At 64.1% G+C, this 13,061-nt stretch carries 9 protein-coding genes and 1 pseudogene; 4 read left to right on the forward strand and 6 right to left on the reverse strand.

Annotation, left to right across the window (positions count from 1 at the left end; genetic code table 11):
• Positions 1-55 precede the first annotated feature (55 nt).
• The gene (locus tag AC6CR5_RS04220; protein ID WP_498085276.1) at positions 56-3,679 is read left to right on the forward strand and encodes a hydantoinase B/oxoprolinase family protein; all 3,624 of its coding nucleotides are present in this window, start codon (positions 56-58) and stop codon (positions 3,677-3,679) included.
• 30 nt (positions 3,680-3,709) lie between these two features.
• Here AC6CR5_RS04220 and AC6CR5_RS04225 read toward each other — a convergent pair.
• From AC6CR5_RS04225 to AC6CR5_RS04245, 5 genes and pseudogenes are all read right to left on the reverse strand, one after another.
• Positions 3,710-3,880: pseudogene (locus tag AC6CR5_RS04225) on the reverse strand (C45 family autoproteolytic acyltransferase/hydrolase); the annotation flags it as partial.
• A 28-nt stretch (positions 3,881-3,908) separates the two neighbouring features.
• Positions 3,909-4,604, reverse strand: a complete 696-nt coding sequence (locus AC6CR5_RS04230) for a C39 family peptidase (protein ID WP_080969384.1) — start codon at positions 4,602-4,604, stop codon at positions 3,909-3,911.
• Positions 4,601-5,176, reverse strand: coding sequence for a hypothetical protein (locus tag AC6CR5_RS04235; RefSeq protein WP_047992673.1), 576 nt, complete (start codon positions 5,174-5,176; stop codon positions 4,601-4,603). The genes AC6CR5_RS04230 and AC6CR5_RS04235 overlap by 4 nt, the downstream gene beginning before the upstream one ends.
• An 858-nt stretch (positions 5,177-6,034) precedes the next feature.
• On the reverse strand, positions 6,035-6,910 hold the full coding sequence (locus AC6CR5_RS04240; protein WP_047992672.1) for a hypothetical protein: 876 nt from the start codon (positions 6,908-6,910) through the stop codon (positions 6,035-6,037).
• Between the two features lie 209 nt (positions 6,911-7,119).
• Positions 7,120-8,160, reverse strand: coding sequence for a C45 family autoproteolytic acyltransferase/hydrolase (locus AC6CR5_RS04245; protein WP_047992671.1), 1,041 nt, complete (start codon positions 8,158-8,160; stop codon positions 7,120-7,122).
• A 165-nt stretch (positions 8,161-8,325) separates the two neighbouring features.
• Between AC6CR5_RS04245 and glnH the strand changes: the two genes are divergently transcribed.
• The 3 genes from glnH to glnQ all read left to right on the forward strand — a co-directional run bounded on the left by glnH (position 8,326) and on the right by glnQ (position 10,627).
• Positions 8,326-9,078 (forward strand): glutamine ABC transporter substrate-binding protein GlnH, encoded by a 753-nt coding sequence (glnH, locus tag AC6CR5_RS04250; protein WP_020927507.1) that lies wholly within the window; start codon positions 8,326-8,328, stop codon positions 9,076-9,078.
• Between the two features lie 167 nt (positions 9,079-9,245).
• On the forward strand, positions 9,246-9,902 hold the full coding sequence (glnP, locus tag AC6CR5_RS04255; protein WP_035360348.1) for a glutamine ABC transporter permease GlnP: 657 nt from the start codon (positions 9,246-9,248) through the stop codon (positions 9,900-9,902).
• Positions 9,899-10,627 (forward strand): glutamine ABC transporter ATP-binding protein GlnQ, encoded by a 729-nt coding sequence (gene glnQ / locus AC6CR5_RS04260; protein ID WP_020927509.1) that lies wholly within the window; start codon positions 9,899-9,901, stop codon positions 10,625-10,627. The genes glnP and glnQ overlap by 4 nt, the downstream gene beginning before the upstream one ends.
• A 135-nt stretch (positions 10,628-10,762) precedes the next feature.
• Here the strand turns inward: glnQ and AC6CR5_RS04265 are convergent, their stop codons facing one another.
• A complete protein-coding gene (locus tag AC6CR5_RS04265) occupies positions 10,763-13,057 on the reverse strand; it encodes a RelA/SpoT family protein (protein ID WP_238874274.1) in 2,295 nt (764 codons plus the stop codon).
• Positions 13,058-13,061 lie beyond the last annotated feature (4 nt).

Consider the following 13,061-nt stretch of genomic DNA (forward strand, 5'->3'; position numbering starts at 1 on the left):
ACCCGCACGCCGCGGCCGGCAGCGCCGTGGCGGCTTCTTGTACCCGAGGATAGTTATGAAGTGGCAATTCTGGATTGATCGTGGGGGCACCTTCACCGACATCGTGGCGCGCCGCCCCGACGGCACCACCACCACCGCGAAGATGCTGTCGGAAAATCCCGAGCAGTACCGCGACGCGGCGGTGGCGGGCATCCGCAAGCTGCTGGGCATCGCGCCCGGCCAGCCGGTGCCGGCCGAGCAGGTCGAATGCGTCAAGATGGGCACCACGGTCGCCACCAACGCGCTGCTCGAGCGCAAGGGCGAACGCACGCTGCTGGTGACCACGCGCGGTTTCCGCGACGGCCTGCGCATTGCCTACCAGAACCGTCCGCGCCTGTTCGACCGCAATGTGCTGCTGCCGGAAATGCTCTACGAAGCCGTGGTCGAGGCCGACGAGCGCGTCGCCGCCGACGGCGAAGTGATCCGCGACCTGGACGAGGCCGCGCTGCGCCGTGACATGCAGGCGGCGTACGACAGCGGCATCCGCACCGTCGCCATCGTCTTCATGCACGCCTGGCACGCCACCGGCCACGAGCAGCGCGCCGCCCGCATCGCGCGCGAGATCGGCTTCACCCAGGTGTCGGCCTCGCACGAGGTCAGCCCGCTGATCAAGTACGTCTCGCGCGGCGACACCACCGTGGTCGACGCCTACCTGTCGCCCATCCTCAAGCGCTATGTCGACCAGGTGGCCGGCGAACTGCCCGGCATCCGCCTGATGTTCATGCAATCGAGCGGCGGCCTGACCGACGCGCACCGCTTCCGCGGCAAGGACGCCATCCTGTCCGGCCCGGCCGGCGGCATCGTCGGCATGGTGCGCACCAGCGAGCAGGCCGGTTTCGACAAGATCATCGGCTTCGACATGGGCGGCACCTCCACCGACGTGTCGCACTACGCCGGCGAATTCGAGCGCGAGTTCGAGACCCTGGTGGCCGGCGTGCGCATGCGCGCGCCCATGATGAGCATCCACACGGTCGCGGCCGGCGGCGGTTCGATCCTGCATTTCGACGGCGCGCGCCTGCGCGTCGGCCCGGATTCGGCCGGCGCCAACCCCGGCCCCGCCTGCTACCGCCGCGGCGGGCCGCTGGCCGTGACCGACTGCAACGTGCTGCTCGGCAAGATTCAGCCCGATTTCTTCCCCAAGGTGTTCGGCCCCGACGCCAACGAAGCGCTGGATCGCGACGCCGTCGTGCAGCGCTTTGAGGCCATGGCCGACGAGGTCCGCGCCGCCACCGGCCGCGACATGACGCCGGAACAGCTGGCCGAAGGCTTCCTGGAAATCGCCGTCGGCAACATGGCCGAAGCCATCAAGCGCATCTCGGTGCAGCGCGGCCACGACGTCACCGAATACGCGCTGACCGTGTTCGGCGGCGCCGGCGGCCAGCACGCCTGCCTGGTGGCCGACGCGCTCGGCATGACCACGGTCTTCGCGCACCCGCTGGGCGGCGTGCTGTCGGCCTACGGCATGGGCCTGGCCGACCAGACCGACATGCGCCAGAAGACCGTCGAAAAGACGCTCGACGCCGCGCTGATGACCGAGCTGCAAGGCGAACTGGACGCGCTGGCCGAGCAGGCCGTGGGCGAACTGCGCCGCCAGCATGTGGCCGACAGCGACATCCAGGTGCAGCGCCGCCTGCACCTGAAGTACCGCGGCACCGACACCGCGCTCGAAGTGCCGTATTCGGACCTGGACCAGGCCCGCAAGGACTTCGAGGCGGCCTATCGCCAGCGCTATTCCTTCCTCATGCCCAACCGCGAGCTGGTGGTGGAGACCATCTCGGTGGAAGCCACCGGCGGCGGCGAGCGCGTCACCGAGACGCCCGCTTCGCGCAGCCGCGACGGCGCGCTGGCGCCGCGCCGCGCCGTGCGCATGTACAGCGGCGGCGCCTGGCGCGACACGCCGTTGTACGTGCGTGAAGACATGGCCGGCGGCGACGTGGTGGCGGGCCCCGCCATCATCTCCGAGCCGAACCAGACCACCGTGGTCGAGCCCGGCTGGCAGGCCGAGCTGACGCAACAGGACCACTTCGTGATCCGCCGCGTCGAGGCCCGCCCCGAGCGCCGCGCTATCGGCACCCAGGCCGACCCGGTGATGCTGGAGGTGTTCAACAATCTGTTCATGTCGATCGCCGAGCAGATGGGCTACCGCCTGCAGAACACGGCGTATTCGGTCAACATCAAGGAACGCCTGGACTTTTCCTGCGCCATTTTCGACGCCCAGGCGCGCCTGATCGCCAACGCGCCGCACATGCCGGTGCACCTGGGCTCCATGGGCGAGTCGGTGCGCACCGTCATGAACGCCAACGCCGGCCGCATGCAGCCGGGCGACGCCTACGTGGTCAACGACCCGTATCACGGCGGCACCCACCTGCCGGACGTCACGGTGATCACGCCGGTGTTCGACCGCAAGGGCAGCGAGATCCTGTTCTACGTCGGCTCGCGCGGCCACCATGCCGACATCGGCGGCACCACGCCGGGCTCGATGCCGCCGGATTCGAAGACGGTCGAAGACGAAGGCGTGCTGTTCACCAACTTCCAGCTGGTCAAGGGCGGCGAGTTCCGCGAACAGGCCGCGCGCGACATCCTCGGTTCCGGCCGCTGGCCGGCGCGCAATCCGGACCAGAACATCGCCGACATGCACGCGCAGATCGCCGCCAACGAAAAGGGCGTGCAGGAACTGCTGCGCATGTGCGATCACTTCGGCCTGGACGTGGTGCGCGCCTACATGGGCCACGTGCAGGACAACGCCGAAGAGGCGGTGCGCCGCGTGATCTCGGTGCTCAAGGACGGCAGCTACGAGTATCCGCTGGACAACGGCGCGGTCATCCGCGTCGCGGTGCGGGTGGACAACCAGGCGCGCAGCGCCGTGGTCGACTTCACCGGCACCTCGGACCAGCTGGACAACAACTTCAACGCCCCGGGTGCCATCGCCGTGGCCGCGGTGCTGTACGTGTTCCGCACCCTGGTCAACGACGACATCCCGCTGAACGACGGCTGCCTGGTGCCGCTGTCGATCATCCTGCCGGAAGGCTCGATGCTGCGCCCGAACCCGCCGGCCTCGGTGGTGGCGGGCAACGTCGAAACGTCCATGTGCATCGTCAACGCGCTGTACGGCGCGCTCGGCGTGCTGGCCGCCAGCCAGGGCACCATGAACAACTTCACCTTCGGCAACGCGCGTCACCAGTACTACGAGACCATCTCGGGCGGCACCGGCGCCGGTCCCGTGCGCATCGATGCCGCCGGTCCCCACGACGAAGGCTTCCCGGGCACTTCGGTGGTGCAGGCGCACATGACCAACTCGCGCCTCACCGACCCCGAAGTGCTGGAGTTTCGCTTCCCGGTGCGGCTGGAGTCGTACGAGATCCGCCACGGTTCGGGCGGGGCGGGGCGCTATCCGGGCGGCAACGGCGGCGTGCGCCGCATCCGCTTCCTGGAAGACATGACCGCCGCGATCCTGTCCAACAACCGCCGCTATGCGCCGTTCGGCCTGGCCGGCGGCGAGCCGGGCGCGATGGGCCGCAACTATGTCGAGCGGCTGGATGGCTCGATCGAGGAGCTTGGTCCGCAGGACAGCGCCCAGTTGCATCCGGGCGACGTGTTCGTGGTGGAAACGCCGGGAGGCGGGGGCTACGGCGCGGCGTAAGCGCCGCCCACCATCGGCGTCCGAGTCCGTTCAGGCGGGATCGGGCGCCGCGTCGTCCGGATCGTTCATCACATCCAGCACAATGTCCGCCTTGGTCTTGCGGTCATAGACCCGCAGCGTCACCTCGCCATCGCCGATCTCGAAGATCGCGGTGGCGAGCGTGTTTTCGCCGTCCGGGTCCTGGGCATCGGTGCGCAGGATGGCAGGCTTCTGTATCGTTACGAACTGCTTAGGGTATCGGGTGAATCGTCAGTTGCTTGACTGTATTGGCGGTTTGACGGCGAGGCGTCTTGGAAAAAAAAGTGTTTGCGGCTGTCGTCTCGGGGTCAATCGGTAACACCGCCAAGAATTTCCCTGAAAGCGCCTCTCCCCTCACATTCCACATAGATTCAAACTGTGTACGACTGAATGTACGATTGCCCAGCGATGGGTCCGCCAGCCATACGGTGTCTCCGTTGATGCCTCGCAAGACGCTGAAGTGATCGTCCTTGCGGTGCTTCATGTAAACGATGACTGGCATTTTAAGTCTGGCCAATTGATCGAAGCTCGCGGCAAAGCCTTGAGCCTTGAAGCCGAACTGGGCGAGAGCATTTGCCATGTCCTCGAAGCTGGCTCTTCCATCAGTTTTGTCCATGGCCTTAAGAAGTTGTTCTTCGCTGACTGCCTGACCATAGTGGCTGTCGAGTAGCGTGGCAAGAGCTGCGGCGCCGCAAGAGTAGTCCAGATCCTGCTTGACTATCCGGTCGTCGCGCAGATGTTTCCAGCTTCTTACCGGAACGATTCCATTGCTGGAGTGCGTCAGGAGCAGGACGCCTACCGGGCCGGGAGGAATGGCATCGCTCGACGCGCCGGCCGCAATGGCGTTGGCCGCTGCTAGCGCGGCAAGGGCGAGAAGCCGCGGCACGATGAAATACGTCTGGTTCATTGCGCTGGGGCGACGATGGGCGGGAGCGGCAAAGCGATTCTCAACATGGCTAGGACGACGCCAAGCGCCGTATACACAAGTATTGTGACCAAGATGGCTGGAATCAGCCCCATCGCAATGCCGCCGATGCTGTAGCCTATACTGGCTTTGGGGATCGCGCTCGAGAGGGCATTGGCCCCGACCCACACTGAATATAGCCACAACAGCAGCGTAGCGAGCAGGGGGACACCCATGGCGGTCAGGCCGATACCGAGCAGGTCGGCCACGAGCCAAGAGGTCGCCACCAAGTTGAACAAATTGCCTTGGCCATCCCATCGGCCATCGCGTTTCATCCAGGCTCGCAATACGCAGACGATGATAAGAAAGGCGGCCCAGGTGGAGATTATTGCTCCGCATAGGGTTACCCACATGGGGACCGCAGGCCAATTCGATTCTGGGGGGAGCACCCCGGAAATCAAACCGCCTCCCAAACCGAGGATCGTGATGGCTAGCGCGGATCGCCAGCGAGGGAAACCGAACCGCGAGAAGGGCAGTTCGCTCAGGCAAAAGAGGGAGAGGGAAGATGCGATCATTGGGGCTTGTCGCTTAAATGCACCGTGATTGATGGCGTCTGTCAGAACTTTTGGGGTGCATAGTGGTAACCGCAGCAACTGACAGATGCGTTGCTGTCTGGAGCGCTTGATCGTAATAATTCAACGTTGTGATGGCATAGCGTTCTGATTAGGGTGATTCAAAGAGATTGCCAATCTCGAATTGCTAGAACACCCACTAATATTATGGCAATCACAAATAAGAGGAAGGGGATGAATTCACATAAGAAAAAAATAGTGCCAGGGTCACTCCACTTTATCGAACGAAAATAGTTACGGATTTTTTTACTCATGTGGCTCCAAGCTTTGCTCCGTTTTGAGGTCGCCAAGGCGACTATGGCTACCTTGGCGACTGTAAGATGGTGTTCCGGTTGTTATCGTCTGTGCCAGTAATACTCAACAAGGTTGCGGAAATGGTAGAACCTCATATATGGCGCGGCTTGATAGACCGACCATCCAGCAGCAGAAAGACGAGGGGCATAAAAATACATGTAATACCGCCACCATGCACCCTCTGTCTCTTTCATTTCCTGCTGTGACAACGTCGCCAGTTGCATTGGGCTATTCGAAGGTTCGAACATCAGATTTATATCGGTCTGATTGAAAACTGCAATCGGTCCGCGTGTCTGCGGTGAGCTGGCATATACCTGCGATGACAGAAGGCCGGCGGTTAGTAGTATTAGCGCTAAGCGTGTTAAAGGTTTCATATAGACTCTCTAGGAACTGCAGGAACTACAACCAGCCTTGAAATAGACTCCCAAGGCACCTATTGACGGTGTTTGCGTCACCGGCAATTTTTTGGGCGGCTTGCCGCCCTTTTTCTTACGATCACACCCAAAATTAAAATGTGTACAGCCAGTTGGCTCGCAACTCCGAACCGCTACGGCCCGATACATTGGCTTTTAGGGTGGTGGTCAGTGTGCTATCGCTTGTGAGGCCGTAACCGGCGCCAAGTAATAGATCAGTCGAGGTGCGATTGATACCTTGGCTATGACCGTCCAGCCGATCGGCCTGCCGATATGTCCATTGCGTGCCGGTGGTCAGTGTCACGCGGTCGTTGACGGCGAAGCCTACCGACGGGTTGAGCAATAGCAAGTTGCCTGGCTGGTATCGGTAAGAACCATCTGCACGGGCTTGGTTGAACTGATAGGCGGCCGTCAATGAGAATAAGATTGGGTCGATCGCGTGGTAGGCGGTGACGCCTAGCATGGCCGACTTGAGGCTGGTACTGCCTTGCCTGTGCTTTTCCCGTAAAGCGATTTCCGCAAATCCGAGTACGGCAGGACCGTCGTCGTCTTGCTTGAATTGATAGTTGATGCCTACCCAAGCATCGACGAATTTCGACTCGCTGCTGGTGGTTGTGCCGTCGACACCGCTATTGCGTTGGTTTGATGAGAGGCCGCTTATTCGGGCGTATAGCTCGGTGTCTGTTGTCAGGCCGTATCGCAGGCCGAGTGTGCCTACCACGGTGTCGCTATTACCGAGACTCTCTCCGAGCGAGGTGGGAACGGTAATGAATGACGTCGGCCCCGTCTGGACAATAATCGGTTCGCCGATTGATATGCCAGAGCGGTCCGTGTTGGCGTAGGCCAACGATAATTCCATTCTGAGCTTTCCCGCGTCGGTGATCAGGTTCTCCACCGTAAGAGGCAACTCAGCCCACGCTGGGAAGGGGATAGCTAGAATTAGGCTGGCACAAAGGCGCGAAATACGCATGAGACTCTCAAATAATATTGAGTCTCATTCTATTTTTGGTTGCGGTATTTTTCGATTGGACTTGGTCCGGGATTTGTCGGAATTGCGTGAGGTCACCTGCATGCCGTGTATGCCAAGAACCGTCGTGAGGGAGAGGGCACCCTGACATTCGTTGGCTAGCATCTCAGTGCATTGCTGATACTTGCGCGCGGTTCTGCGCGCAAGTATTTCTACTCCGGATCGTTCATCACATCCAGCACAATGTCCGCCTTGGTCTTGCGGTCATAGACCCGCAGCGTCACCTCGCCATCGCCGATTTCGAAGATCGCGGTGGCGAGCGTGTTTTCGCCGTCCGGATCCTTGGGATCGGTGCGCAGGATCGGCAGTTCGCCCTCGGTGTCATGCAGCGCCGTCAGCAGGTCGGCGCCAATGGTGGCGGGGGACCAGGTGTCGACGATGCCCTCGATGCGGCGCTGGCGCTCGCGCGACGAGTCGGTGATGATCTGCGATTGCCCCCGGCTGGCCTGATGCACCATGTGGTTGGCGTGGCCATACCGGGTGCCGATCTCCTGCGCTGACGCGGCGCCCGGCGTCGCCTCGACGCTGAAGATGCGGGCGTTGGCCGCCGACCCCAGCGTATGGTGAAAGCCCCCCGCGCGCGGCGCGTCGCGCAGCAGCGCCACGGCCTCGTCCAGCGTGGCGCAGTCGAGCACGGCGCGCGCCAGCAGCATGCGCGGCACGCCGCGCTGGCGCAGGCGCGTGCGCAGGTTGTTGATGGTCTGCACCAGGCCGGCGCGATTGGCCCCGAAGGTGTGGCCGGGCAGGGATCCCGGGTAATAGAAGCTCAGGTAGCCGGGCGCGTCGTCCAGCGCCACGTCGACCAGATGGCAGCGGCCGTACAGGAACGGATCGCCGTCCTCGTTGTGGCCGATCCAGCGGGTGCCATCGGCCGCCTTCAGCGCCACCGAGGTGCAGCCGTCGCCGCTGCCGCTGCTGTGCAGCAGGTCGCCCCGGCAGTTCCACAGCAACACGTCCGCCAGCGGCATCCCCAGCCCCTCGGCCAGCCCCTCCAGTTCGTCCCACACGGCGGGAAGGGCGCGCCGGGCCTGTTCGCCCAGTTCGTCCAGGTACGGATGGCCGCGCCAGGGGCGCAGCGCCTTCCAGGTGGCGCTCTGGTCCAGGTAGGTCGCCATCAGCGGGCGGGCCAGTTTGCCGAGGGCCACGCCGACCTGGCGCCGGTTGCCGGCGATGCGTACATACTTGTAGGGCATGGGGATTCTCCGGGGTGTCATGCGGATTGTAATTTTTCTAAGCTCTCTGCGGTGGGGACGGATGCGTTAACATGCGCCGTAAGTTGCTCCGGCGATCCCGGCGTGGCCCGCGCATCATGTTCCAACTGCAACCCCGGGCGCTATCAGCCCCAAGAGGAGAGTTTCATGATTAAACGTAAAGTCGCCGCCGCCTTGGTCGGCCTGTCCGTGGCCATGTTCGGCGCCGCCTCCGGCGCCTACGCCCAAGGCAAGGAATTGGTGGTGGCCACCGACACGGCGTTCGTGCCGTTCGAGTTCAAGCAGGGCAACACCTACACCGGCTTTGACGTGGACCTGTGGGCGGCCATCGCCAAGGAACTGAACGTCAAGTACAAGCTGCAGCCGATGGACTTCAACGGCATCATCCCCGGCCTGCAGACCAAGAACATCGACGTGGCGCTGGCCGGCATCACCATCCGCGATGACCGCAAGAAGGTGATCGACTTCTCCGATCCCTACTACGAAAGCGGCCTGGCCATCCTGGTCGGCGAAAAGAACACCGACATCAAGGACGCCAAGTCGCTGGCCGGCAAGACCGTCGCGGTCAAGACCGGCACGGCCACCGTGGACTTCCTGAAGGCCCAGGTGCCGGACGCCAAGCTCAAGCTGTTCCCCAACATCGACAACGCCTACCTCGAACTGGCCACCGGCCGGGTCGACGCCGCCGTGCACGACACGCCCAACGTCCAGTACTACGCCAACACGGCTGGCAAGGGCCGCGTCAAGGTGGTCGGCTCGGTCAAGAGCGGCGACTTCTACGGCATCGCCTTCCCCAAGGGCAGCGAACTGGTGCCGCAGGTCAACAAGGCCCTGGCCACGCTCAAGTCCAACGGCCAGTACGACGCCATCTACGAGAAGTGGTTCGGCAAGAAGCCCTGAGCTTTTTCGTCGGATTGATGTTGCATTTCGGGGCCGCCCGGCAGTCTGGGGCCCCGGCGCTTCGCTCCGGCGACGCCGGGCCCGGGACGGGGCGGCCCCGAGCCGCTTGCGGCGCCGGGCGTTTCCGCCATGATGCGGCGCGCGGGCGCGCCATTGAGGGGTAATTCGTGGATTTTGACTGGAATGTAGTGATGGATGCGCTGCCCAACCTGTGGGTGGGCACGCAGATGACCATCAAGATCACCTTTTGGGGCCTGTTCGGCGGCTTTCTGCTGGGCGCGCTCTCCGGCGTGACGCGGGCCTACGGGCATCCGATACTGTCGGGCATCGCCCAGGTGTATGTCGCGGTGATCCGCGGCACGCCGATCGTGGTGCAGGTGATGTTCATTTATTTCGCCTTGCCGCTCTTGGCGAACATCCGGGTGGACGCCGAGTGGGCGGCCATCGTCACGCTCATCATCAATTCAGGCGCCTATATTTCCGAGATCGTGCGCGGTTCGCTGCTGTCGGTCCACAAGGGGCTGAAGGAAGCCGGGCAGGCGATGGGCCTGCCGTTTCACAAGATCCTGTTCCACATCATCGGGCCGGTGGCGTTCCGCCGCATGATTCCGCCGCTGGGCAACCAGTGCATCATCAGCCTGAAGGATTCGTCGCTGTTCATCGTGATCGGCGTCGCGGAACTGACCCGTCAGGGCCAGGAGATCATGGCCAGCAACTTCCGCGCGGTCGAGATCTGGTCGGCCATTGCCATCGTCTACCTGATCCTGACGGGCACGATGGCGCTGATCCTGCACCTGGTGGAAAAGAGGATGCGCATACTATGAGCATGGTTGAATTTCATGACGTCACCAAGACGTTCGGCGCGTCCACGGTGCTGGACGGCATTTCGCTCAATATCGACGCGGGCGAGGTGGTCGTGGTGGTGGGGCCCTCCGGCTCCGGCAAGTCCACCTTCCTGCGCTGCATCAACGTGCTCGAAACGATCAACGGCGGCGACCTGCTGGTCGACGGCCTGAGCGTGCACGGCGGCGCCGCCCAGGTGCGCGAGATCCGGCGCGAGGCCGGCATGGTGTTCCAGCAGTTCAATCTGTTCCCGCAGATGACCGCGCTGCAGAACGTCATGTTCGGGCCGGTGCACACGCGCGGACAGAGCCGCGACGAGGCGCGCGAACTGGCCGAGCAACTGCTGGGCAAGGTCGGGCTGGCCGAGCGCATGAACCACTACCCATCCGAGCTGTCCGGCGGCCAGCAGCAGCGCGTGGCGATCGCCCGCGCGTTGGCGATCAAGCCCAAGCTGATGCTGTTCGACGAGCCGACCTCGGCGCTCGATCCGGAACTGCGCCACGAGGTGCTGAAGGTGATGCGCGACCTGGCCGAGGAGGGCATGACCATGGTGGTGGTCACGCACGAAATGGAATTCGCGCGCAAGGTCGGCAGCCGCCTGATCTTCATCGATGCCGGCAAGATCGCGCATGACGGTCCGCCGGCCGAGCTGCTGGACAATCCGCCCAGCCAGCGCCTGAAGGACTTCCTGCAACACGTGGCCTGAGCACGGATCGCCCCACGCTTCAAAGGCCGCAATGAAAGCGCCCCCAAGCGGGATGTCACGGATCCGGCTCCGCCGGTCCGTAGACATGCCCCCTTGAGGGGGAAGCGCGCAGCGCTTCGGGGGTGGGCTCCGCCTTCAGCCCTTCACGCGCACGATCTTCTGCACTTGCGGCACGTGGCGGATGGCGCGGATCACCTGCGCCAGGTGCTTGCGGCTGTCCACCTGGATGGTCAGGTGCAGCGACACCGTCGAGACCGCGTCATCGTGCATGGTCACATGCATGATGTTGGCGTCGGCCGCCGTGACTTCGGCGGCCAGCCGGCCCAGCACGCCGCGCTCGTTGCGCGTGACGATGTCCAGGCGCGTGGCCAGGTGCTTGGCGGTGTGGGCGTCCCAGGCGACGTTGATCCAGCGTTCCGGTTCGCGCAGGCGCTGGCGCATGGCCACCGGGCAGTCGGCGGTGTGCACCACCAGGCCATGGCCCATGCGCATGCCGGCGATGATCGGGTCGCCGGGCAGCGGGCCGCAGCACGGCGCCAACTGCACCGCCTGGCCTTCGTTGCCCTGGATCAGGATCGGGGCGCTGCGCGCCGAGGTCAGCTCGTCCACCGCCGCGGCGGTGGTGGCCACCAGCTGGTGTTCGGGCGCGAAGCGGCGCGCCACGACGGCGGCCAGGCGCTTGCCCAGGCCGATGTCGGCCAGGATTTCCTCGCGTGAGCTGGCGCCGGTGCTGCGCGCCAGCTTCTGCCAGGCCGGGTCGTCGGTGGCCGGCAGCGGCATGTGCAATTCCTGCAGGGCCTGGCCCAGCAGGCGCTCGCCGAAGGCCACCGATTCCTCGTACTTGACGGTGCGCAGGTAGTGGCGGATTTCCGAACGGGCGCGGCCGGTGCGCACGTAATTGAGCCATTGCGCGTTCGGGCGCGAAGCGGGGGAGGTGACGATCTCCACCGTGTCGCCGCTGTTCAGTTCCGTGCGCAGCGGCACGAACTCGCCGTTGACCTTGGCCGCCACCGCCTGGTTGCCGATGTCGGTATGGATGGCGTAGGCGAAATCCACCGGCGTCGCGCCGCGCGGCAGCGAGATGATCTTGCCGCGCGGGGTGAAGACGTAGACGGCGTCCGGGAACAGGTCGACCTTGACGTGTTCGAGGAATTCGCCCGAATCGCCGGTCTGGCTCTGGATGTCCAGCAGCGATTGCAGCCACTGGTGGGTACGCTTCTGCAGGTCGTTGAGCGTCAGGTCGGCGCCCTTGTACAGCCAGTGCGAGGCCACGCCTTCTTCGGCCACGTGATGCATGTCGCGGGTGCGGAACTGGAATTCCACCGGGGTGCCGTAGGGGCCCACCAGCGTCGTGTGCAGCGACTGGTAGCCGTTGACCTTGGGGATCGCGATGTAGTCCTTGAACTTGCCGGGCACCGGCCGGTACAGCTGGTGCAGCGTGCCCAGTGCCAGGTAGCACTCGGGCAGCGTGTGGACGATGACGCGGAAACCATAGATGTCGAGCACGTCCGAGAACGACTTCTTCTGGTCGACCATCTTGCGGTAGATGCCGAACAGCGTCTTCTCGCGGCCGGTGACTTCGGCCTCGATGCCGGCGGCGGGCAGCGCGGCACGGACCGAGTCGGCGATCTTGCCGATCACCTCGCGGCGGTTGCCGCGCGCGGCCAGCACGGCCTTGTACAACACCTGGTAGCGGTTCGGGTACATGGCCGCGAAGCACAGGTCCTGCAGTTCGCGGAACAGCAGGTTCAGGCCCAGCCGGTGGGCGATGGGCGCGTAGATGTCCAGCGTTTCGCGGGCGATGCGGCGGCGCTTCTCGGGGTTGACCGCGTCCAGCGTGCGCATGTTGTGCAGGCGGTCGGCCAGCTTGATGAGGATGACGCGCACGTCGCGCGCCATCGCCAGCAGCATCTTGCGGAAACTTTCAGCCTGCTGCTCGGCCTTGGTGGCGAAGTCCAGGCGGTCCAGCTTGGACAGGCCATCGACCAGCTCGGCGACTTCAGGACCGAACTTCTCGGCCAGCTCGTGCTTGGCGATGCCCTGGTCTTCCATCACGTCGTGCAGCAGGGCGGCGGACAACGCATTCGCGTCGAGCTTCCAGCCCGCGCAGATTTCCGTGACGGCGATGGGGTGCGAGATGTAGGGCGAACCGCTGGCGCGGAACTGGCCCAGGTGCGCCTGGTCGGCGAAGCGATAGGCTTCGCGCACGCGTTCTACATCTTTCTTGTCGAGATAGCTGCCGATGATTTCGGTCAGCGGCGCCAGCGAGGCGACCGGCGAGGCGGTCGCATCCGCCGCTTCTTGCGCGGCGACGGAGGGTGGCGTGGGGGAATTCTTGTCTTTCTTGCCCGCGCGGCGCCCGAGACGGGAGCCGGCACGTAGCGCGGCAAGCAGACCTGATGAAGCGTACTTCAGCCCGGGAAAAGCCATGCTT

It is taken from the genome of Achromobacter sp. EG18, assembly GCF_059759395.1.